The following is a 23,528-nucleotide window of genomic DNA, read 5'->3' as shown; positions in this document are numbered from 1 at the left end:
AGCACACCGGATTCTGGTTCCGTTTGTGAGAGTTCGAGTCTTTCCAAGGCAACAATAACATAGTAAATACACGATGCCTTGTGGTGTAATGGTAGCACACCGGATTCTGGTTCCGTTTGTGAGAGTTCGAGTCTTTCCAAGGCAACAAAAAAAGCGTTCTTTTGAACGCTTTTTTTGTTATCTTTATTTAAACACCGGATTTATCAATCTCTCAAACATAACATTCCTATAGATACAACGTTAATTTTATGGATTCATATTAAATTTGAGCAAATTTTTAGACATGAGTGAAAAGTCTATTGAAATTAAAGGTGCAAGAGTCAATAATCTTAAAAATATAGATCTCTCGCTTCCTCTTAACAGTTTTACTGTGATCACAGGAGTGAGCGGATCCGGCAAATCATCTCTTGCCTTCGATACAATATATGCAGAAGGACAACGAAGATATGTAGAAAGTTTATCATCCTATGCCAGGCAATTTCTTGGCCGATTAGCTAAACCAGAATGCGATTATATCAAAGGACTTCCTCCGGCAATAGCCATTGAACAAAAAGTCAATACCCGTAATCCACGAAGCACTGTAGGCACTTCTACAGAAATATATGACTATCTTAGAATATTATTTGCAAGGATCGGTCATACATACTCTCCAATATCTAATCTCGAAGTAAAAAAGCATACCATAGAAGATATCGTATCAATGATGTATTCTTATCCTGAAGGGACAAGAATGGCAGTACTCATAGATATAAATATCCCAGCTGATCGGACATTACGTCAACAACTTGAAATTTATCTTAAACAAGGATATTCCCGAATAGAACAAAATGGATCTTTTCTCGAGATCGAAGATATTCTTGCCAATAAAGCAGACGATATATCCCATAATTTCCGGTTGCTTATTGACCGACTTGCCGTATCATACAACAAAGATGAAATATCTCGTCTTACAGATTCTGTAGAAACAGCATATTATGAAGGGCATGAGGAGTGTATAATAAAGGTATGGGGTAATGATGGGATACATGAACACATGTTTTCAAAAAAATTCTCTGCAGATGGAATTGATTTCAGGGAACCCAATGATCTAATGTTCAATTTCAATAATCCTTATGGAGCTTGTCCTACCTGTGAAGGATTTGGAAAAATATTGGGTATAAGTGAAGATCTTGTAATACCGGATAAAACATTATCCGTATATCAAGATGCAGTCTGCTGTTGGAAAGGAGAGAAAATGAGTGAATGGAAAAAACATCTTATCCATTTGGCTCCTCATTTCAATTTCCCAATCCATACTCCTTATGCAGAATTGACTTCATCTCAACGAAATTTCTTATGGAATGGCAATTCTTCCTGGGAGGGTATAAACGGATTTTTTAAATGGGTTGATGAAAACCAATATAAAATACAATATCGTGTTCTTAAAGCACGATATCGAGGAAAAACCACTTGTCCGGAGTGTGGAGGTTCAAGATTAAAAAAAGATGTGGAATATGTCAAAATAGGAGGCTATTCAATCACCGAGATTGTCAAGATTCCAATATCGGAACTTCGCAATATATTCAATAATTTAAAAATTTCCGAGACGGAACGCATAATTGCTAAACGACTGTTGACTGAAATTAACAACCGTCTTGAGTTTTTAGATGAAGTGGGATTAGGATACCTCACTCTTGACAGACTCTCTTCTACCCTATCCGGAGGCGAAAGTCAACGTATTAATCTGGCTACCTCGCTTGGCTCATCTCTTGTCGGATCAATTTATATACTTGATGAACCAAGTATAGGATTACATTCCCGTGATACCAATAGATTAATTACTGTATTGCGTAAGCTGCAACAGATAGGAAATACAGTAATTGTTGTTGAACATGATGAGGAAATAATGTTGGCATCCGACTATATTGTGGATATTGGCAAAGATGCAGGCAGACTCGGAGGAAATCTCATATATCAAGGCAATTTAAAGGATGCAATTGATAAAAATGAGGAAACTGACTCATATACCGTCGAATACCTACGAGGTATTCGACAGATTGATTATTCTCCTATACGACGCCCTTGGAAGAAATATATAGAGGTCGTGAAGGCTCAGGAGAATAACCTAAAAAACATTGATGTGAAATTTCCTTTAGGAATAATGACAGTTGTGACCGGTGTCAGCGGTTCCGGGAAATCTACCCTTGTAAAAGAGATTTTATATAAAGCCTTGGCAAGATATCTCGGGAATACGGTAGATGCTCCCGGTGCCCATAATAAACTGACGGGAAATCTAAACGAGATTAAAGCAATTGAATTCGTTGACCAAAATCCTATAGGGACATCTACAAGATCCAATCCGGCGACATATCTGAAAGCCTTTGATGAAATTAGAAAGCTATTCTCCGAACAGCCACTTTCAAAGCAAATGGGATTCTCTCCATCCTATTTTTCTTTCAATTCGGAAGGTGGTAGGTGCGAAGAATGCAAAGGGGAAGGTACAATTACCATCCCAATGCAGTTTATGGCTGATATTCAAGTAGAATGTGAGGTTTGTCATGGCAAACGATTCAAAAAAGAGGTTCTTGATGTAGAATATCGTGGAAAAAATATCTATGATTTTCTTGACATGACTGTGAATCAGGCTATAGAATTCCTTGAAATAAACCCCGGAACGATTGAGAAGAGAATTATCCGTCGTTTAAAGCCCCTTCAGGATGTAGGATTAGGATATGTGAAACTTGGACAAAGCTCCTCTACGCTTTCAGGAGGAGAAAGCCAAAGAGTAAAACTGGCTTATTTCATATCGCAAGAAAAAACAGACCATACCCTATTCATTTTTGATGAACCAACAACAGGTCTTCATTTCCATGACATTGCAACCCTATTAAAATCTCTGAATGCTCTTATTGAGAAAGGACATACAGTGATAATTATAGAACATAATCTTGATATCATAAAATCTGCCGATTGGATCATTGATATAGGTCCGGAAGGGGGAGAAAAAGGTGGTGACATCGTCGCCCAAGGGACCCCGGAAGATATTGCAGAATGTAAGGAATCACATACCGCTCTTTTCCTAAAACCTAAATTAATACATTCTTCCAAATAAGATAAAGCCTATATGCTTTATAAGCAGATTCATTTCAACAATATTCACTCAATTCCTTCAGACGCAATAAAATTTGAGTCTGAAAGGGATAGATTCTAACTGATTTAAAACATTCACAGATGATAAAATCTACAAACATACACTCATCTTCCATATTGATTCCAATAGCAATTATACCAATATTCTCTATTGGCTGCACAAATAAAACTGAAAATAACAGACATGACTTCGCACGACAATTATTTGAGCGGAGTGCAGTCTTAACCAAAATGTATATCGACAGCTTAAGTAATGCATCTGATTCTACCGAAATTCAGCGAATCGCTCTGAATTTCAACAACAGAATAACATCTCTAAACTATGAGTTTCCGCCTGATACTGATCTTGAATTAAATGAGGAGGAAAATGACTCATTGATAAAACTGAATAAAATGTTTACCAAGATGATGCACGTTAAAGATTCCATAATCTCACATCCCACTGTCGCCAATGATTCAGTTATAATAAACCAGCCTGAAGCACCCAACGAAAAAGACCACTGATAGGATCTCTAAATGGATCCTACCAGTGGACATGAAATAATCTCATACATTCTTATTATGGAAGTATTATCTTGACAATACTTCCATTTCACAGATATTGCAATTAAATCTAAGATTCCAAGAAATCTTGCCATTTATCAAAGTCAACGGTTCTTCATACTTTATATTTGACTGTTCTCCCCTCTTCAATTGAAAATTTCCATGCGGCTTATTTCGCTTACATAGTCCGAGTTCTCTCAAGATACAATATCTCGTTGTCATGACAACTGTGCCCTTTTCCAATTCTTTTTTACGCTCCTCTATTGCATATTCTATCTCTGTCACTCCATGTTCCTTATAAAACGCTGCTGCTATGGAATTTGCCACATTATCTCGATAATCAAGTATTTTAGCAGGGAACTTAAATTCTCTATTTTCCGCACGACGCATATCAAAATGATATGTCGCCAGATTTGCCATATCAAGCATATATACCATCTTCCGCCTAAGTTTAGAAATTTCCGAACGAGGAATAAATATATCTGCACCAAGAGTTGATTTAAATGATACTAATGAATAGACAGTATTACCTAATTTTGCAAACTCTCTTTCAATATCCATTGGCTTTATCGCAATATCTTGCTTCACATCTAACGGCAATCTTATTTCCACACCTCTTTCATCACGTGCAGTGATGCCAGTTGGATCCACATCTATTTTTAATGTTATTTTCCTTATCGCAGAATCTTTTCGCATCAATTTTTGCCATTCAATATCACTTGTACGATGTATTATTGCTCCTTTGGGAATATTAATTTTTTTATTTGTAATAATCTTGCCATTCTCTACCCTATTTATGTTTACCCCATTATAGCAATTATTATGATCAAAGAAACTTATTCCATCTCCATTATTTAAATCACTTACATTTACCACTTCCCCCATTGATTTAGGAGTCAATAATGATGCAATAGAGGCTGGTCTACGGGACTCAAGAAAATAAGTGGTAAATCCCCGATTAAAACTCTTGTCCAATTTAGGATCAAATGAACACACAGACGTTCCACTTGAACTTCTGATATATTCATTAGGTCTTGATTTTATTAACTCGTTAATTCTTTTATTGTAAAAAGAGACCACATTCTTTACATAGTCTTCCTCTTTAAGACGCCCCTCTATTTTAAAAGAAGACACACCATTCTCAATAAGTCTATCAATTATATGCGATGCATTAAAATCTCTTAGCGACAACAAATGTTTATCTTCAGAGATTATCCTTCCAGCATTATCTCTCAACAAATAAGGCAAGCGGCAAATTTGTGCGCATTCTCCCCGATTCGCACTCCTGCCTGTAGCCACACAACTCGCATGACATCTGCCGGAATAGCTCACACAAAGAGCCCCATGTATAAAACATTCCACCGGGATATCCACACTTTTAACAATCGATTGTATCTCCGGAATTGTCAATTCTCTTGCAAGTACCAACTGGGAGAAACCAACTTCTTGTAAAAAGCGAGCCTTTTCAGGAGTCCTTATATCACATTGTGTGCTGGCATGTAAAGCTATCGGAGGTAAATCCAAACGGAGCATAGCCATATCCTGAACAATCAATGCATCAACACGTGCTTTGTATAAATCTCTACAAAGAGTCTCTACCTGCTTCAATTCCCTATCATAGATTATCGTATTTACTGTGACGTAAACCTTTGCCCTATATTGATGAGCAAAATCCACTACCTCCGCAATATCTTCAATACTATTTGAAGCAGCCTTTCTTGCACCATGACTTGTTGCTCCCAAATAAACCGCATCTGCACCATGCAGAATTGCTTGCTTTGCTATATGTTTATTGGCAGCCGGTGCTAATAACTCAATTTTTCGAGGGTTTACCATCTGTATTATTTTCTTATTACGATTTATATCTCGGAAACAGATACAATGAATTTATCTAAATTATCAAAGACTCCCGACAATCATAAATTTATTTCTTAAACAATCTGTCAATATTTCTCTTATCCTCTCGCTCTTTTATTGACTGACGCTTATCATACTGTTTCTTACCTCGTCCTATACCTATAATAATTTTAGCGTATCCTTTATCACTTATGAATATTCGAAGTGGAACAATTGTAAATCCGGCATCAGACGATTGCTTCGATATTTTTTCAATCTCCTTTTTTGACAACAATAATTTCCTATCACGTCTAACCACATGATTATTGTATGATCCATATTTATATTCTGAGATATGCATCCCTTTTACCCAAACCTCTCCATGGTCAACTATACAATAACTATCCGTCAGATTGGCCTTACCATCTCGGATTGATTTTATTTCAGTACCGGTAAGCACCATGCCTGCCGTATACGTATCGCCTATTTCATAATCAAAACGGGCTTTCCTATTCTTTATATTTATCTGATCTGATTTCATATTCTTTCTATTTAAAATTGTTTTGGCAATAAGAATCCTATACACCAAGAAAGTACTGATGGAATACCAACAATCAAAAGACATAAGATAAACGTATATGTCATTTGGATGTTCTCCGGAAATTTAAGGAATTTAGCACCTCTACTGATGATATATATAGTCCAAAGAGGTATAAATATCATAAATGACCACAACATTGGCAATAACACGGTCAATGTCCCGAATAATGATAATGTAGAGAGACTGATTACAATCAAGACCTTCCCAAAATCATTTGTTTGAAAATATTCCGCTTTAGGCATTACTATCTTTGAAATAATCAAGATGCAGAAATATCCAAAGAAAAACGAAACAAATGAACTCACGGCATCAATCATCGCATTAGCTAATGAAAGAGATGGATAATATGCCATCACAACAAATTTACTTAACGCCAACACTGCTAATAAAGGATAGAAACATCCTCGCTGAGCCATCTCTGATGTAATCTTAGCACGTCTTACTGATTTCCATCCCTCTATAGGGCTTAACATGACCTTAAGCATCAAGCGGAATACTACCGAAAATGAGACCATATTCTCCAGGGAGTCATCTTCAATATTATATTCAACTGAATTACGATCCACTTGCGCATAATTCGGACCGGAGTTATCAATTGGTGCATCTGATCCTTGCTTATCCACAAATTTATCGTCTGATTCTTCTGAATAAACGTATATATTATTGGTATCTTCTTCTTTCATATCTAACTACAAAGTTAGCTAATTCTAAAATATACACAAAATTATTTTCAGTAATCATAATAAATAAAAATAAGGTCCCTCTAAGAGAGACCTCATTTTTATTTTTCAATTGCATTTGTATCATTCAGCAGCACGATCTTCATTCAGAAGACGAATCATCTCAATCGCACTCTTCGGAATACGCGTGCCGGGACCGAAAATAGCGGCAACTCCAGCCTTATACAAGAAGTCATAATCCTGAGCCGGAATAACGCCACCTGCAGTAACCATAATATCAGGACGGCCCAATTTCTCCAATTCTGCTATAACTTGAGGAATCAGGGTCTTATGTCCTGCGGCAAGAGAAGAGACACCAAGAATATGCACATCATTCTCTACAGCCTGACGGGCTGCTTCTTCCGGAGTTTGGAACAATGGTCCCATATCCACATCAAATCCACAGTCTGCATATCCTGTTGCCACAACTTTTGCACCTCGGTCATGACCATCTTGCCCCATCTTGGCAATCATTATACGAGGTTGACGACCTTCCTTCTTTGCAAAATCAGCAACGACTCTACGGGCTTCCTCAAATTCAGGATCACCCTTCTCTTCACTACTATACACTCCAGATATGGTTTTAATTACAGCCTTATATCGACCTACAACTGCCTCACAGGCATCTGAAATCTCACCAAGTGTAGCACGCAATCCGGCAGCCTTTACAGCCAAATCAAGAAGATTACCCTTTGATGGATCCTTCACACATTCAGTTATAGCCACCAAGGCCTTCTTTACTGCCTCTTCATCTCTATGAGCCTTAAGATCCTCAATTCGGGCACACTGTTCTTTACGCACTTCAGTATTGTCCACCTCAAGGATATCTATCGGATCCTCATGATCAAGACGATATTTATTGATACCGACAATTGTCTGCTTTCCGGAATCAATACGAGCCTGAGTGCGGGCAGCTGCCTCTTCAATCCTCATTTTCGGAAGACCGGTCTCAATAGCTTTTGCCATTCCACCCAACTTTTCGATCTCTTGAATATGCTCCCAAGCCTTATGTGCGATCTCATTTGTCAGAGCTTCCACATAATAGCTACCGCCCCAAGGATCCACCTGTTTGGTGACGTATGTCTCCTCCTGAATATAAATCTGAGTATTACGTGCAATACGTGCAGAGAAATCTGTAGGAAGAGCTATCGCCTCGTCAAGTGCATTGGTATGTAGTGATTGAGTATGACCAAGTACAGCTCCCATTGCTTCCACACAAGTACGTCCAACATTATTAAACGGATCCTGTTCCGTAAGGCTCCAGCCAGAAGTTTGACTATGCGTACGCAATGCAAGTGATTTCGGATTCTTCGGGTTAAATTGTTTTACAATCTTAGCCCAAAGCATACGCGCCGCTCTCATCTTTGCAATCTCCATAAAATAGTTCATCGAAATTGCCCAGAAAAATGACAAACGAGGTGCAAAAGAGTCAATATCCATTCCTGCATTTACTCCTGCCTTCAGATACTCCAGACCATCTGCCAAAGTATATGCCAACTCAATGTCTGCTGTTGCTCCTGCCTCTTGCATGTGGTAGCCGGAAATTGAAATTGAATTGAACTTAGGCATATTCTTTGAAGTATATTCAAAGATATCGGCTATGATCTTCATTGAGAACGACGGCGGATAGATATAGGTGTTACGCACCATAAACTCCTTCAGAATATCATTCTGAATCGTACCTGCCATTTCATCAAGCTTCGCACCCTGCTCAAGACCCGCATTGATATAGAACGCAAGCACAGGAAGCACAGCACCATTCATCGTCATTGAGACAGACATCTTATTCAATGGAATACCATCGAACAATACCTTCATATCTTCAAGCGAACAGATTGAAACACCAGCCTTACCCACATCTCCAACCACACGCTCATGATTTGCATCATAACCACGGTGAGTAGGAAGGTCGAATGCAACAGAAAGTCCTTTTTGACCGGAAGCAAGATTACGGCGATAGAATGCATTCGACTCGGCAGCAGTCGAGAATCCTGCATATTGGCGTATTGTCCAAGGACGAAGGGGATACATCGCACTATACGGACCTCTCAAAAATGGAGGGATACCGGAAACGAAGTCAAGATGCTCTAATCCGTTGAGATCTTCTTCTGTATATATCGGTTTTACCGGGATAAGCTCGGCTGTAATCCAATCGGCTTCCTTATTAACCGACGCGGGGGCAGACGTGCGTTCAGCAATCGCTGCTTTAATATCTATTTCTTTGAAATTGGGTCTCATGTCAGTTGAGGAGTTTTGCGTTAAACTTAACAAGTGTGTCAAGCACATTCACACGAACATGGATAAATTCTTCAATGCCAACAGCCTTGAGATCTTCCATACATGCCGGAGCTCCGGCAACTACAAACATCGCACGTCCATCAAGCTCCTTGTAGGCCTCAGGTGCCAACTCCGCATATTCGTCATCACTTGAACAAAGGACGACAATATCCGCGCCCTTCTCAATCGCTGCATCAACACCCTCTTTTACAGTATTGAATCCGATATTGTCAATTATTTCATATCCGGCACAACCGAAGAAGTTTGCAGAGAACTGCGCACGAGCAAGACGCATAGCAAGATTTCCAATCGTGAGCATAAACACTTTAGGACGCTTTCCACTGCGTTCTGTATCAAGTCTGAGCTGTTCGAACTGACTTGCTGCACGATCAAAAATCAATGACTCTACCGCACCATCCTCTACAGCTGCATTACATCCGCAACCACAGATTTCTCCGGATTTCTCCAATTTACCAAGAGCAGTCTCATTGAAATTAGGATATTGGTTTGTTCCAAGAAGAATCTCTTTTCGTCGAGCCACATCTGTATGACGTTTAACTCCGGATTCATTTACCTTCTTCTGGATTTCTCCGGTTTCAAGCAATGCAAGGAATCCACCTTGCTCCTCCACTTCACTGAATAAATTCCATGCAACTTCAGCTATTGAGGCTGTCAAAGTCTCCACATAGTAAGATCCGCCCGCAGGATCAACCACTTTATTCAAATGGCTCTCCTCACGAAGAAGCAGCTGCTGATTGCGTGCAATACGTTCGCTGAACTCATCAGGACGTTTATATTGCAAATCAAATGGAAGAGTCTCTATTGAATCTACACCTGCCAATGCTGCACTCATAGTCTCAGTCTGTGAGCGAAGAAGATTTACGTGAGCATCATAGATTGTCTGATTAAACTGGCTGGTCACTGCGTGTACCATCATTTTGCAACATTCCTCTTCTGCACCGTATGCCTTGACAATTTCCGCCCACAACATACGTCCTGCACGGAATTTTGCAAGTTCCATAAAATAATTAGAAGAAATGCCCATATTAAATTTGATTCTTCCAGCCGCATCACATGCCGGCATTCCTGCCTCAGTAAGGATTGTCATCCATTCAGCACCCCAAGCAAGGGCATATCCCAACTCTTGAGTGATATATGCGCCAGCATTATTTAGCATGCAGCTATCAACGACAAAGCAACGTATATTCTTAATGTCTTTTACGACATCATACAGCTTCAACGCCTCTTCTTTTATATCCTTTGGGAAAGAAATGCCATGACGGAGAAGACGTTTAAACGGATCAAAGTTAATTGATCCGCGGAAGCTATCTTCAAGACCATGCTTCTTTATATATTCAACCAATATCCCTGCTATTGCAACAGCCTTACCATTACAGCATCCGATATTCAGTTCCACCTTATTAAGGTCAATACCTGCAAGTATAACCTCAAGATCCGCCATTGTGGTGTCACGTTCAAGCGTGATTCCTATCGAATCAACCCCTCTGTCAATGGCATGCAATGCCTCTCGGTTAATCGCTTCAGGAGTTTCTCCTGAAATCTGCTGTCGAATAAGCCAGTCGTTATTGTCACGTGTGCCTCTGACATAAGGGAACTGACCTGGAAGAGTTCCCATGTGTGCGAGATGCTCAAGATCCTCGCGACGATAAAAAGGCTGCACATTAAAGCCCTCATTTGTACGCCAAACAAGTTTCTTGTTGAAATCGGCGCCCTTGAGGTCGACAGTTATCTTCTCTTTCCAAGCCTCTGTTGAGGTGGGAGAAAACATGTCAAATAATTTTTCGGTGTTTGCCATAAGTTTTATAGCTCGTTAATGATATAGATGTATAAGATCTTATCTTTTTAATCATGGAAACGTGTTCTTAAACTCAATCCTATTGGATTCTTGAAATATCACAAGAAGGTATTAAATTCAAGGCATGCATCATTTACGATGCATGCTTATGCATCGCTTCCGTTGCAAATTTAACCAATACTTTTAAATTGAAGAAATTTTTCCGTTATTAATTTACATTTTTTATAATAGTTACTCCACAATCAGCTGTTTTCCCTCACATCTCATTAATTTTCCGGGAAAATCCGATGCTAACTGAAGATTATGCGTAGCCATTACCACGCAATGTCCTGCATTCGAAAGTTGATGAAGCAACGCAGCAATCTGATAGCCGGTTTGAGGATCCAAGTTTCCGGTAGGCTCATCGGCAAGTATAAGATCAGGTTTATTAAGCAATGCTCTCGCTATTACAATTCGTTGCTGTTCCCCACCACTGAGTTCATGTGGCATCTTATAGCTTTTATTTGCCATACCAACCATTGACAAAACCTCATCAATCCGACTGTCAATATCATTTTTATTATTCCACCCGGTAGCCTTCAACACAAATTTCAGATTTCCACTTACCGATCGGTCTTGCAATAATTGGAAATCCTGAAAAACTATCCCTATTTTTCTGCGAAGATAGGGAATCTGCGATTTTTTTATGGAAAGTAAATCAAACCCCATTATCTCTGCGCAATCGCCCGAATATAAGGGCACATCAGCATACATCGTTTTCATAAGACTACTTTTCCCACTTCCTACTCTACCGACAAGATAGTAGAATTCTCCCTTTGAAAGAGAAAATGTGACACCTTTAAGCACATTCTTATCTCCTCTTTCTATCTCCACTCCTCTATATTTAACTATTATGCTCATTTCTTTTTCATATTATTTCACAAAATTAAGTAAATATTTTTCAATGTCAAAACAAAATATTGGCTGCATTCGTCTGAAATCATTTCAAATGAATGCAGCCAATATTTAACAATGTTTTAGACTAATCAATCGCAAATAAAAAAAATAACAGAATTTGAAGTTATCTTTTCCAATTATCTTCCGAATGATATTTTTAATGCAGATGTCTTTAATCCAGGAGAGCTGACAGTTATCTTGGCATTACCCTTCCTACCATTATTTTTCAGCACACCTAAAGCCCGTCCATGCCACGCTTTATGTGTAGAATCGTAATAGGGATCATCATCCTTTATATCTGCATTTCCTAATGCAATGAGTTCGCCACCCCCTATCACAGAAACATTCAATTCATTATCAGCAGTGGGCACCACATTTCCATTCTTATCAACAATCTCAATTGAGACAAATGCCATAGAAGGAGTATCTGATGACGCATCTTCAGAATCAACCGTCAACCTTATACCATACGGCTTCCCGGCAGTAGTAAGCACTTTAGTCTCTTTTACAATCCCATCCGCTCCTATGCCTTCCGCTCTCAATACGCCTTCCTTATAAGGTAACTCAAAAGTCGCCTTCATGCACTCCACTCCCTTTTCTGCAATTTTATCATCATTCAGATACAGCCTAACTTTTGGATAATGAGAATAAACTTCCACCTCTATAGGCTTACCCTCATATCCGGGCCAATTCCACGACTCGTATGTAGGCCAATTCCCCCACATCGTGGTTTTTATTTTTCCCACATATCCGTCAGGCTCTTTCACAGCCAAATATAATTGTTCGCCATCTTCATTCCACAACATAGAACGATAATGGCTGATAGGTTTTCGATATCCGGTCAAATCAATATCACCACAATGGGAAGCATGCCATGGATAAAGCGGGCGTTCAAAATGTTCACCGGGCACATCTCCTTCATAATAATGTCTCCCTATTCCTGATTCTCCTATATAATCTATGGCAGTCCACACAAAATCCCCCACGATATAAGGATTCTCAACACATTTTTTATAATTACTCCAGGCATCCTTTGGAAAAGATTCTGTCTGCACCATCACTCTCTCAGGATTACGCAAATGATCTTTCTCTGATTCATGAATCATATAATTGTACCCAACTATATCATGAACGTCTGCAAGTGGATCATACGTCTTCCAATCCTTTCCCCAACAAGCTAATGCAGATGTCACTGGACGCAAGGGATCCAATTCTCTACAACGAGATGCCAACATATTTGCCGTGGTCACGACTTCAATTTTATCTCGTTCTATCACTTCATTCCCAATACTCCAGCAAAACACAGAAGGATGATTGCGGTCTCTAAGCAGCATAGCATCCAGATCAGACTGCCAATGCTCATCAAATAATATATGATAATCATGATCATTCTTAGCATCTCGCCAACCATCAAATGATTCATCGATCACAAGGAGTCCATATTCATCACATGCATCAAGAAATTCTTCTGAAGAAAGATTATGCGATGTACGCACTGCATTAAAACCAGCATCCTTCAACAATCTTACCCTCCTACGTTCTGCTGCAGGATAGGCAGCCGCGCCAAGGATTCCATTGTCATGATGCACACAACCTCCATTAAGCAGTATTTTCTCTCCATTCAATTTCAATCCCTCTGCTGCATTCCATTCAACCGTGCGAAACCCAATATTTTTTATAATAGAATCCAACGTCTTCCCATTTTCCCGAACACAAACATTAGCTTCATACAACATCGGAGAATCTGGCGACCACGATTTAGCCTCAGGGACGTCTATTGATTGCTTAACTATAAAACCCTTCGTATTAGATGGCACCGTCACTGATGATAATTTTTCATGTCCCAAAATGCTCAAAGAAACATCAACTGAGCGCGGTTCATCACCATCATTATCCAACGACAACTCCATATAAAGCGTAGAAAGATCCGGCGTAGTGAAAAATACGCCCCAATTAGATATATGCAGATTCTCTTGCTGAATAAATTGCACATCTCTATACAGACCCGAACCGGAATACCAACGGCAATTTTTTTGTTTGGAATTATCCACCCTGATAACTACCACATTCTTTCCCGATTTTAAATATTTCGAAATATCCACAAAATATGGACTATAGCCATATCTGTGTCCCCCAACTTTCTCACCATTCAAATACACATCTGAATTCATGTAAGCACCACCCACATACAGCTGATATCTCTTATTCTTCTCCACGTCCTTTATAAAAAAGGATTTTCGATACCATCCGATTCCACCTTCAAGATATCCGCCATCATTTCCAGGCAAAGCATTTTTATCAAAAGGTAATTCTATGCTCCAATCGTGTGGTATGTTAAGTTTACGCCACTCATGGTCATCGTATGAGGGAGATATGCATGTGGAGTCTGAATGAAGAGAGAAGCTCCAATCTTTATTAAAGACAACATCGTTACCGGCGACAGGCAATACATACAGAGTTGAAAGCATTCCAACAACTGAAAATATACCAAAACGTTTACTCATGATACATTATGTTAGGCATAACTATTAATAATTTTACACAAAAAAGTGGAGACAAATTAAAAATTTATCTCCACTTAAGTGTCCAAGATGAGACTCGAACTCACACAGCCTACCGGCCACTACCCCCTCAAAGTAGCGCGTCTACCAATTCCGCCACCTGGACATACATTGATCGGAGTGGAGCGAAAAACGGGACTCGAACCCGCGACCCCGACCTTGGCAAGGTCGTGCTCTACCAACTGAGCTATTTTCGCATTGCGTTCAGAAAATTCCGATCAATTATTATTTCAATGTTCTTGGAGCGAAAAACGGGACTCGAACCCGCGACCCCGACCTTGGCAAGGTCGTGCTCTACCAACTGAGCTATTTTCGCATTGCGTTCAGAAAATTCCGATCAATTATTATTTCAATGTTCTTGGAGCGAAAAACGGGACTCGAACCCGCGACCCCGACCTTGGCAAGGTCGTGCTCTACCAACTGAGCTATTTTCGCATATTTATTTTGCAACTTTCAAGAGTATCATTCTCCCTTTTTGCGTTGCAAAGTTACTACCTTTTTTTCATCTGTGCAAACTTTTTATTTAATATTTTTATATCTATCTTAATATCTCATTGATTCTAAATCCAATAATTTCTTATTTTTTTTATAATTTTATAATCCTAATTCATCAAAATTCTCATAAAATCCACAGATAGCCTTAGTCTTTTTATCTCACAGGTCATCATCTCTTCGAATATGAAGTGATATTCCCGACCTGGACCTCAAGTATCAATCGCTGATAAAAAATAAAATTATTCTTTGCGAAATTGAAATTCAATTGAGCTTCCAGATTAAGATTCTTATTTGAAAAAATTTTTGCATATATATCAGTCCTATTGTAGAAAGAAGACATATAGAATGGCTCACCTTGATACAATACACTGCCAAGTTCTCCATACTCCGGGAATAGCTTTCCTCCAATATAAAGAGAATTTCTTAAGCCTAAGAATTTCCATTCTGCCAACAGATCCATCCAAAAACCTCCGGGAGTGCGCCAGCCTATTTCATCCGCCCTATTCCTCTCTATAGTCATTACAGCTCCTGCCTTTACGTTAAATTTATCCAAAGGCACGTATTTATCTAACTCCATACCCAAATATGTATTTACAAGAAAATTATCAACCACACGTTCATCATCCGGAGAATTTTTTCGTCGGGCAAGGTGATTCATCATCAAATGCCCTCCTATAATAAACACATCCCCCTTGGGTTTACACTCCCCATGAAACACTATATTAAACGCCTCTCGCGTAATCTCCGACTGAATACCTCTCCAGTCTATATATGCATCAAAGAATCCTTTATCATGATTATATTGCACAAGAGCCCCCCGGATGCTTTTTTGGAAATACTCCAACGAATCATTCCATAGAAATCCAGGCAATCGCTGATGCAATTGCGTCCGTGGAAACATTCCCATAGAAAATTTCCATGTGTCAGATTCATGCCGATAATACAACAATGGTATAATCTTTCCATTTTTCACTGTATTTTCAAGTGGTTGAGTCCACACTGCGCCTCCGGAAATCCTATCCTTATCAGAAAACTTCAAACCTATTTCAGGCGCAAGCGTAACAAAAAAGAAGGTCTTTGCATTATTCATTTTTGTATCCCCCTCTCTATTATCAAATACAGAACCCATATTTACTTCCCATGTCGGCTCAATCGCCAAAACAATATCAACACAGAGCAATGACAACATCATTACCCCTAATATACGTTTCACTCTGTTAATCATAACAATATCTTTTTTATCAAAATTTATATTGCAAAAATATAAAAATATCCTCAATTCATTTGCACAATTCAAAATAATGTTGTAATTTTGCATCGCAATTCAGAAAGGACCCATTCTTTTTAAGTTGCACAACTCTCAGTATTTGTCCAGGTGGCGGAATTGGTAGACGCGCTACTTTGAGGGGGTAGTGGCCGGTAGGCTGTGTGAGTTCGAGTCTCATCTTGGACACCTGAAACTGCAAATCGCAAATTGCGATTTGCAGTTTTTATTTTATCTTATTAGCTCCAAATACTGCATAATAAGGAGAGACGACATCATATCGCCTCCCCCTATTATTCACTTAAAATACAATATAGTTCAGACAACTTCAATATCAGACCAATGTTTTCCCAAACGGGAACATTGCAAGACGCATTAATTTGAAGTGTTGCATTCCAAATGGCACACCTACAATAGTAATACAAAATACTACCCCCCATAGCAGATGAGTTAATGCTATCGGAATCCCACCTACAAACCACCATATAAAATTCAGAATCGAATTAAGACATCCTCCGGACGATGGCGACGTAGGCTCAACTGAAGTGCCAAACGGCAATAATGCCAACAGACTCAACTTTATCGTCTGCAATCCAAATGGAATGCCAATAATTGTCAACATCATAGCCACACTTGACACAAGATATTCAACAGCGATCATCAATCCGCCGAAGATTATCCATATTATATTAAGCAATACATTCATAATCTTCAATATAACTCAATAAGACATATCATCTCAATTTTCAATCTCCACTTTTGATGCCTACTTAAATGTATCTGGCAAATCATTCTCATACAAGACTATATCTCCAGACCTCAACAACGTGGATAACACCAGCTGAGCATCATTGAAGCTGTCCACCACATGTAGATTCTCCTTTTTGAATCCAGCCTTATTTATACCGGAGAGAATTGCATCACGATTATATTGCCCAACGATAATCGCAACATCGCAACTTTTAGCGATTTTCTCTCCGAATGCTTCATTAAGTTCATTCTGCCGACTTCCCAATTCAATCATTCCCGGGGTGACTACAATACGTTTCCCTGTCTTAAATTCAGACAAGACATCCAACGCCATTTTCGAACCGGTAGGATTTGAATTAAAGGCGTCATCAATTATAGTAACGCCACCGGCTGTTTGCTTCATGCTCAACCTGTGCTCCACCTGTTCTATTCCAGAAACACCACGTCGTATTTTTTCCTCACTCATTCCCAAACGCAATGCCACTATGACAGCCGCAATAAGATTTGATATATTACATTCTCCGACAAGACGCGTCGACAATTCAATCACCCCGCCATCCGGTTTACGTATTGCAAATGAAGTTCCGTTTACAGTATATTTTATCGACTCCGCACTATATTGACAATCTTTTCTATTTTCATTTGCCACACAATAGCGGACACATTCCACATTCCTCACATCTCTATTGGCACAATATTCAAAATCATTATTAACTACAGCAAAGCCATCCGCCGGTAAGGAATCCACAAGTTCAAACTTAGTGGATTGCACATTCTCTATACTTTTGAAAGACTCGAGATGCATTGGACCCACTGCCGTAATAATACCCATATCCGGATGAACCAAATCACAGATCTCCTTTATATCACCTTTCTGCTTTGCTCCCATCTCACATATAAAAATGGTATTGTATGGCTTCATCATTTCCCTTACAGTACGTATTACCCCCATAGGCGTGTTGAATGATCCAGGTGTCATCAAGACATCATACTCTTCCGATAAAATTCGGTAAAGATAATGCTTAGTACTTGTCTTACCATAAGACCCGGTAATTCCTATTATCTTTAAATTTGGCATAGATTGCAGTATCGAATAAGCCTCATTCCAGTATCGCCTATTGATCATCCTTTCCACAGGCATAAGCACAACTACTGCCAACATGACAATCGCCCACGAAAATATTGCCATAAGCAGAACGCTTCCTATTGCAATAGCTTGCGGCGGATACAAACCAAACACAATGTTCTCTTTATAGGTAGAAATGACTAATCCAATAAATATCAATAAGGAAATCAATGCCGATACTGTATATATACGCCAGACCCTATTAGTAAACACCAACGGCTTTTTATGTTTTTTCTTGAAAATCATAAAACATTTAACTACCATTACAATCGAAGCAATCAGCATTGCGAGCCTCAAATCAAGCAATGTTGAAAACACAAGAAACAACAAAGCCACATCCACCATTCGCCAGGTGCTTCCTATATCTTGCTTCAAGTATTTCCAATACCTCTTAATCCTGTAACTATTCTGCTGCAACATGTGGATATCATGCTTAAAGTTCAATACCATATAAGCACCACATACCACATAAATAACTATTAAAAATAGACTCATATCTTATATTTTATTTGAATTTACAAATTAAACGACCGATTTTTAAGCAGGAATTTAAAGGACATATATCCTATTTCAGCTCTTCTTTAAAAAACTCCCTAATCACTGACTTAAACCCATAAGGATTATCCAGGAAGCTATAATGCCCACAAGCCTGGAAACTAACCAATCCGGAATCCGGAATCAACCGCTCCATTGTCTTGGCATCTGAAAGTGGAGTGGCAGTATCATCTTCCCCCCATATCAATAGAGTAGGTGCCTTTATCTTTGGCATGACATATTTCAGATCTTCATTCACACATTTGCTCATCACGCCTCGCATGACTGGAGATGAATTTCGATAATCTGCAGATCCTCTTTGGGATCTGATGCTATCTATCAATGCATTCCCCTTATTCTTCCCAAGTATCATTGGCGCAATCTTCTTTAAGAGTTTAAACGTATAAACCTTATAGTAATATCTCAAACTGCGCTTAGGCTTAATTCCCGCTGCATCCACGAGCACAACCTTCGACACATCATTTCTTGAAGATAATAGAATAGCAATACGTCCCCCGAAAGAATGCCCTATTAATACAGGTCGACAAATATTTAGTTGAGCAATAAATTGCTCAACTGTTCGTGTAAACTCTTCAATTCCCCACACTTCAGTTGGTTCTTGGCTTTTACCATGACCGGGAAGATCAATATTATACACCTTCATGCCCGGCTCAAGTATAGACGCAATGCTTTTTACTGTCGTATGGTCGCAACCCCATCCATGCATCAAAACGACGGGCACACCCCCATCCTTACCCGACTCTTCATAAAAGAGCCTGATTCCATTTATAGTTATTTCTTTTTCCATACATTACTTTCATATTAACAGACAACCCGACACTCAATTTCTTGATTCCGGACTTAACCTACATCAGCAGCATCAAATGCCCTGTCTGACCAATTCCAAACTACAAAATTATAAAAAATACTTAAGAGCACTCCCCCTTACACCATTTATATTTGCTCATACCGCAATTTTTTCGTATATTTGCATCCAACTCAAATCCTCGTGGTGACGCACATTTGCGTAATTATTTGATTAACCTCTCAGTTGTGCGGTGCGTACTGCGCAACTACAAGTTTTTTCGTCTGCAATGATAACAAAATGGAATTACCAACCACTCTCCCTTCAGCAAAAATCTGCAGCTGACGAGATGCTCCCTCAATGCGGGGGGGCAGCACCTATTGCAGAATTGCTTATCAGGCGAGGAGTCAATACACCTCGAGGTGCACAAGCATTCTTCACCCCATCCATCGCGGATCTACATGATCCATTCCTGATGCCGGACATGGACAAGGCTGTTAATCGTCTTAATAAGGCCATGGGGGCTAAAGAACGAATAATGATCTACGGAGACTATGATGTCGACGGAACTACTGCAGTAGCATTAGTCTATAAGTATCTCCAGAATTATTATAGCAATATTGAATACTACATTCCTACCAGATATGAGGAGGGATATGGAATCTCTTTAAAGAGTATTGATTACGCAGCAGAAAATGATGTTAAGCTCGTAATCGTGCTGGATTGTGGAATAAAAGCAATTGATGAAATCGCATACGCAAAAGAAAAAGGTATCGACTTCATTATATGTGATCATCATGTTCCTGATGACATTCTTCCTCCTGCTGTGGCAATACTCAATCCCAAGATGCCAAACACCACTTATCCCTGCCCTCACCTATCGGGATGCGGTGTTGGATTTAAGTTCATGCAAGCTTTTGCATTGAGCAATGGGCTTTCCAATCATAATGAATTAGAATCACTCCTTGATCTTGTTGCTGTCAGCATTGCCGCCGACATTGTGCCCATTGTTGGAGAAAATAGAGTCATGGCATATCATGGTTTACGTAGACTCAACTCAAATCCCAATCTTGGATTAAGAAGTATTATACGCCTGTGCAAACTTACCAATAAAGATATTACCATCAGTGACGTGATATTCAAAATTGGTCCACGGATTAATGCTTCCGGAAGAATGCAGAGTGGTATTGAGGCAGTCGATCTGCTTGTCTGTCGTGACCTGCATGATGCTTATGAGAAAGGGAAGGATATTGATCAATACAACCGCAACAGAAAGGAACTTGACAAAAAAATCACAGACGAGGCAAACGACCTGATTGAACGGAATGTAGGCATAATACATGGAAAGCGTTCAATTGTCGTATACAATAAGGATTGGCACAAAGGCATCATTGGCATTGTAGCCTCCCGATTGACTGAACTATATTACAAGCCATCTGTTGTATTGACATTCTCCAACGGGATTGCCACCGGATCTTCAAGATCCGTACAAGGTTTTGATATCTATTCCGCAGTAAATTCCACTCGTGATCTTCTTGAAAACTTCGGTGGTCACACCTACGCCGTAGGTCTTTCGCTCAAAGAGGAAAATATTCCGGAATTCCAAAGAAGATTTGAAGAATATGTTGCTACTCACATTCAGCCAAATCAATTGTCGCCAATGATTGATATTGATGCCACAATTGAATTTGCAGACATAACTCCTGAATTAGTGGCATACTTGAAAAAATTCAATCCCTTCGGTCCCGGAAATCAAAATCCGATATTCTGTACAAGAAATGTTTTTGATTTCGGCACGAGCAAATTGGTAGGTAAAAATCTTGAACATATCAAATTGGAGTTGGAAGATGACAGCACAAGCAGAGTAATAAATGCAATTGCTTTTAATATGGCACCATATTTTGAGCACATACATGCCCACAAACCTATTGATATCTGCTATACAATCGAGCAGTCTAAACATTCCGGCAGCCTTGACTCCATTCAATTGATGATTAAAGATATCAGACCATCAACAGAATAACGTTTTGTATTTATTAGATTTCAATGATTACCTTCTTCGTAAAATATGACAACCCACGAAATTCTCAAGAGATATTGGGGATATGATAGCTTCAGACCTCTTCAGGAAGATATCATAAATTCAGTGTTAAAGGGGGACGACACCCTTGGATTAATGCCCACTGGAGGAGGTAAATCCATTACTTTTCAAGTGCCGGGACTTTTTTTTGAATCCGGAGTAACTGTTGTTGTGACTCCCTTGATATCATTAATGAAAGACCAAGTAGATAATCTGAAAAGGCACGGTATAAAAGCTGTATGTTTCCATTCGGGAATGTCTGGGAAAGAAGTACGTTATGCTTGGGAAAAATTAATGTATGGGAAAGCAAAATTTCTATACATTGCTCCGGAACGATTACAAAACGAAAGATTTATGCTGGAACTACGTCAAATAGACGTAAGGCTTATCGTTGTAGATGAGGCACATTGCATATCTCAATGGGGATATGACTTCAGACCATCATATCTAAGGATAAAATCCTTACGCCTGTTAAAGCCAAACGTTCCGGTTCTTGCACTTACTGCCACAGCTACTCCGGAAGTCGTAGATGATATAATGTTGCAGTTAGACTTCAAGAAAACCAATATATTCAAGAAGAGCTTTTCAAGAGACAACATAAGTTATATTGTCAGATATTCTGACACAAAAATACATGATATTTTACATATTCTCTCCAGAACATCCGGATCCTCTATCGTGTATGTACGAAGTCGGAAAAGATGCCGGGAAATTTCCGATTTTCTGTCATCAGCCGATATATCGTCAACATATTACCATGCCGGGCTTGATTTCAAAGTAAAAGAGCAACGTCAGAATGCATGGCAATCAAATGCCGTAAGGGTTATGGTCGCGACAAACGCATTTGGTATGGGAATTGACAAGCCGGATGTAAGGGTCGTGATCCATTACGATATACCGCCATCTCTTGAAGAATATTATCAAGAAGCCGGTAGAGCCGGTAGGGACGGACTCGCCTCCTTTGCTGTACTTCTCGCAACGAAGACAGATCCCGGAGTGATGCGCCGAAGAATTACTGAAGCCTTTCCCGAAAGAAAAATTGTAAAAAAGACTTATGAACGCATCTGTAATTTCCTGCATGTCTCAATAGGTGAAGGTTATGATTCTGTAAGAGAGTTTGACATCACTAAATTTTGTAATTTATTTGAGATTCAGGAAAAACAATGCCGGGCAAGTATTCGCCTACTATCTCAAGCCGGATATTTACACTTCATTGAGGAAATTGACAGCAGGTCTCGATTCAAAATGTTATGTCCGAGAGAAGAGCTATACGATATCCATGAATGGTCAATAAATGCAGAAAAGACTCTGACAGCCACACTAAGGAAATATACAGGAGTCTTCTCTGACTATGTATATATTGTGGAATCAGACATCGCTTCCTGTACTCAGCTTTCTAAAAATGAAATCTACGAGGCTATGCTTGAATTATCAAGGATGAAAATCATAAGCTATATTCCTCATTCCGGCATACCTATGATATATTTTCCAACAGCACGAGAAGAAACATCTTCATTATTAATTGGGAAAAATATTTATGAATCTCGGAAAAATGCAATGTCTGCCAGAATTGAAGCCATGCTTGATTACACTTTTTCAAAAAAGGATTGTCGGGTGCAACGTATGTTAGCATATTTTGGAGAATCCGATTCCGGAAATTGCAGCAAATGTGATATATGTAGGGATAAAAGAAAGAAATTAAAGTCTGATTCCAATAATCAGACAGAGATTATAAATAATATTCTCTCTTTTATGAAAACAAAACCTGATGGCACAACTCTTACAATCATATTACAACAATGTGGAAAGGATACTGCTTTAATCTCTTCTGCCATATCTTTTCTTTGCAATGAAGGATTCATGTCATGTAATAATAATATTTATCGTCTCAATTCCTCTGTAATATGATAATTCGTAAGTTTCTTATGCAATATGATCTGACTTGCTGATTGTAATAACTTATTTGTCTCCTATGAGCGATCAACAAATCCGGAAATTGAAGGGATACAAACAATATGATAATTGAAATTCATAATGGCTCATATCATATAGGCTA

Annotated in this window: 15 protein-coding genes and 6 tRNA genes; 6 read left to right on the top strand and 15 right to left on the bottom strand. The window is 39.1% G+C overall.

The genetic code is table 11. From position 1 onward, the window contains the following. The first annotated feature begins 74 nt into the window (after positions 1 to 74). From E5331_RS16370 to E5331_RS16360, 3 genes are all read left to right on the top strand, one after another. Positions 75 to 145 (top strand) — tRNA-Gln (locus tag E5331_RS16370). A 138-nt stretch (positions 146 to 283) separates the two neighbouring features. Beyond that, a complete protein-coding gene (uvrA, locus tag E5331_RS16365; RefSeq protein ID WP_123481360.1) occupies positions 284 to 3,091 on the top strand; it encodes an excinuclease ABC subunit UvrA in 2,808 nt (935 codons plus the stop codon). Between the two features lie 119 nt (positions 3,092 to 3,210). Then, the gene (locus E5331_RS16360) at positions 3,211 to 3,633 is read left to right on the top strand and encodes a hypothetical protein (RefSeq protein ID WP_135985863.1); all 423 of its coding nucleotides are present in this window, start codon (positions 3,211 to 3,213) and stop codon (positions 3,631 to 3,633) included. Between the two features lie 66 nt (positions 3,634 to 3,699). Here E5331_RS16360 and E5331_RS16355 read toward each other — a convergent pair whose 3' ends face one another. From E5331_RS16355 to E5331_RS16300, 12 genes are all read right to left on the bottom strand, one after another. Further along, the gene (locus E5331_RS16355; protein WP_123481358.1) at positions 3,700 to 5,508 is read right to left on the bottom strand and encodes a peptidase U32 family protein; all 1,809 of its coding nucleotides are present in this window, start codon (positions 5,506 to 5,508) and stop codon (positions 3,700 to 3,702) included. Between the two features lie 88 nt (positions 5,509 to 5,596). Next, positions 5,597 to 6,049 (bottom strand): SsrA-binding protein SmpB, encoded by a 453-nt coding sequence (gene smpB / locus E5331_RS16350; protein ID WP_123481357.1) that lies wholly within the window; start codon positions 6,047 to 6,049, stop codon positions 5,597 to 5,599. Between the two features lie 11 nt (positions 6,050 to 6,060). Further along, a complete protein-coding gene (locus tag E5331_RS16345) occupies positions 6,061 to 6,792 on the bottom strand; it encodes a hypothetical protein (protein WP_123481356.1) in 732 nt (243 codons plus the stop codon). A gap of 120 nt (positions 6,793 to 6,912) precedes the next feature. Continuing rightward, positions 6,913 to 9,066: a methylmalonyl-CoA mutase gene (gene scpA / locus E5331_RS16340; protein WP_123481355.1), complete on the bottom strand. Its 2,154-nt coding sequence runs from the start codon at positions 9,064 to 9,066 to the stop codon at positions 6,913 to 6,915. A gap of 1 nt (position 9,067) precedes the next feature. Beyond that, positions 9,068 to 10,921: a methylmalonyl-CoA mutase small subunit gene (mutA, locus tag E5331_RS16335; RefSeq protein WP_135985861.1), complete on the bottom strand. Its 1,854-nt coding sequence runs from the start codon at positions 10,919 to 10,921 to the stop codon at positions 9,068 to 9,070. 231 nt (positions 10,922 to 11,152) lie between these two features. After that, positions 11,153 to 11,821 (bottom strand): cell division ATP-binding protein FtsE, encoded by a 669-nt coding sequence (locus E5331_RS16330; RefSeq protein WP_123481353.1) that lies wholly within the window; start codon positions 11,819 to 11,821, stop codon positions 11,153 to 11,155. Between the two features lie 173 nt (positions 11,822 to 11,994). After that, entirely contained in the window at positions 11,995 to 14,361 is a 2,367-nt protein-coding gene (locus E5331_RS16325; protein WP_123481352.1) for a glycoside hydrolase family 2 protein, read from the bottom strand. Between the two features lie 79 nt (positions 14,362 to 14,440). Next, positions 14,441 to 14,524 (bottom strand) — tRNA-Leu (locus E5331_RS16320). Between the two features lie 15 nt (positions 14,525 to 14,539). Then, positions 14,540 to 14,615, bottom strand: a tRNA-Gly gene (locus tag E5331_RS16315). Between the two features lie 43 nt (positions 14,616 to 14,658). After that, positions 14,659 to 14,734 (bottom strand) — tRNA-Gly (locus tag E5331_RS16310). A gap of 43 nt (positions 14,735 to 14,777) precedes the next feature. Next, positions 14,778 to 14,853, bottom strand: a tRNA-Gly gene (locus E5331_RS16305). A gap of 229 nt (positions 14,854 to 15,082) precedes the next feature. Beyond that, positions 15,083 to 16,231, bottom strand: a complete 1,149-nt coding sequence (locus E5331_RS16300) for a hypothetical protein (protein WP_123481351.1) — start codon at positions 16,229 to 16,231, stop codon at positions 15,083 to 15,085. 51 nt (positions 16,232 to 16,282) lie between these two features. On the opposite strand from E5331_RS16300, the gene E5331_RS16295 reads away from it, so the two are divergent. Continuing rightward, positions 16,283 to 16,366 (top strand) — tRNA-Leu (locus tag E5331_RS16295). A gap of 145 nt (positions 16,367 to 16,511) precedes the next feature. Here E5331_RS16295 and E5331_RS16290 read toward each other — a convergent pair. The 3 genes from E5331_RS16290 to E5331_RS16280 form a co-directional block, all read right to left on the bottom strand. Next, positions 16,512 to 16,883: a YccF domain-containing protein gene (locus tag E5331_RS16290; protein WP_123481350.1), complete on the bottom strand. Its 372-nt coding sequence runs from the start codon at positions 16,881 to 16,883 to the stop codon at positions 16,512 to 16,514. 60 nt (positions 16,884 to 16,943) lie between these two features. After that, on the bottom strand, positions 16,944 to 18,548 hold the full coding sequence (locus E5331_RS16285; protein ID WP_123481349.1) for a UDP-N-acetylmuramoyl-tripeptide--D-alanyl-D-alanine ligase: 1,605 nt from the start codon (positions 18,546 to 18,548) through the stop codon (positions 16,944 to 16,946). Between the two features lie 70 nt (positions 18,549 to 18,618). After that, positions 18,619 to 19,395, bottom strand: coding sequence for an alpha/beta fold hydrolase (locus E5331_RS16280; RefSeq protein ID WP_123481348.1), 777 nt, complete (start codon positions 19,393 to 19,395; stop codon positions 18,619 to 18,621). A gap of 286 nt (positions 19,396 to 19,681) precedes the next feature. Between E5331_RS16280 and recJ the strand changes: the two genes are divergently transcribed. Then, positions 19,682 to 21,415 (top strand): single-stranded-DNA-specific exonuclease RecJ, encoded by a 1,734-nt coding sequence (recJ, locus tag E5331_RS16275; protein WP_136013283.1) that lies wholly within the window; start codon positions 19,682 to 19,684, stop codon positions 21,413 to 21,415. A gap of 45 nt (positions 21,416 to 21,460) precedes the next feature. Then, positions 21,461 to 23,380: a RecQ family ATP-dependent DNA helicase gene (locus tag E5331_RS16270; RefSeq protein ID WP_123481346.1), complete on the top strand. Its 1,920-nt coding sequence runs from the start codon at positions 21,461 to 21,463 to the stop codon at positions 23,378 to 23,380. Positions 23,381 to 23,528 lie beyond the last annotated feature (148 nt).

The organism is Lepagella muris, assembly GCF_004793975.1.
GTDB lineage: Bacteria > Bacteroidota > Bacteroidia > Bacteroidales > Muribaculaceae > Lepagella > Lepagella muris.
The sequence above is the reverse complement of the archived record's forward strand: the minus strand, read 5'-3'. Positions and strand labels throughout refer to the sequence as shown.

Coding starts and splice junctions, on each gene's coding strand:
- recJ (WP_136013283.1), top strand. CDS start 19,682: ATGATAACAAAATGGAATTACCAACCACTCTCCCTTCAGCAAAAATCT.
- uvrA (WP_123481360.1), top strand. CDS start 284: ATGAGTGAAAAGTCTATTGAAATTAAAGGTGCAAGAGTCAATAATCTT.
- mutA (WP_135985861.1), bottom strand. CDS start 10,921: ATGGCAAACACCGAAAAATTATTTGACATGTTTTCTCCCACCTCAACA.
- smpB (WP_123481357.1), bottom strand. CDS start 6,049: ATGAAATCAGATCAGATAAATATAAAGAATAGGAAAGCCCGTTTTGAT.
- E5331_RS16325 (WP_123481352.1), bottom strand. CDS start 14,361: ATGAGTAAACGTTTTGGTATATTTTCAGTTGTTGGAATGCTTTCAACT.
- scpA (WP_123481355.1), bottom strand. CDS start 9,066: ATGAGACCCAATTTCAAAGAAATAGATATTAAAGCAGCGATTGCTGAA.
- E5331_RS16290 (WP_123481350.1), bottom strand. CDS start 16,883: ATGAATGTATTGCTTAATATAATATGGATAATCTTCGGCGGATTGATG.
- E5331_RS16270 (WP_123481346.1), top strand. CDS start 21,461: ATGACAACCCACGAAATTCTCAAGAGATATTGGGGATATGATAGCTTC.
- E5331_RS16285 (WP_123481349.1), bottom strand. CDS start 18,548: ATGAGTCTATTTTTAATAGTTATTTATGTGGTATGTGGTGCTTATATG.
- E5331_RS16345 (WP_123481356.1), bottom strand. CDS start 6,792: ATGAAAGAAGAAGATACCAATAATATATACGTTTATTCAGAAGAATCA.
- E5331_RS16280 (WP_123481348.1), bottom strand. CDS start 19,395: ATGGAAAAAGAAATAACTATAAATGGAATCAGGCTCTTTTATGAAGAG.
- E5331_RS16360 (WP_135985863.1), top strand. CDS start 3,211: ATGATAAAATCTACAAACATACACTCATCTTCCATATTGATTCCAATA.
- E5331_RS16330 (WP_123481353.1), bottom strand. CDS start 11,821: ATGAGCATAATAGTTAAATATAGAGGAGTGGAGATAGAAAGAGGAGAT.
- E5331_RS16355 (WP_123481358.1), bottom strand. CDS start 5,508: ATGGTAAACCCTCGAAAAATTGAGTTATTAGCACCGGCTGCCAATAAA.
- E5331_RS16300 (WP_123481351.1), bottom strand. CDS start 16,231: ATGCAAAATTACAACATTATTTTGAATTGTGCAAATGAATTGAGGATA.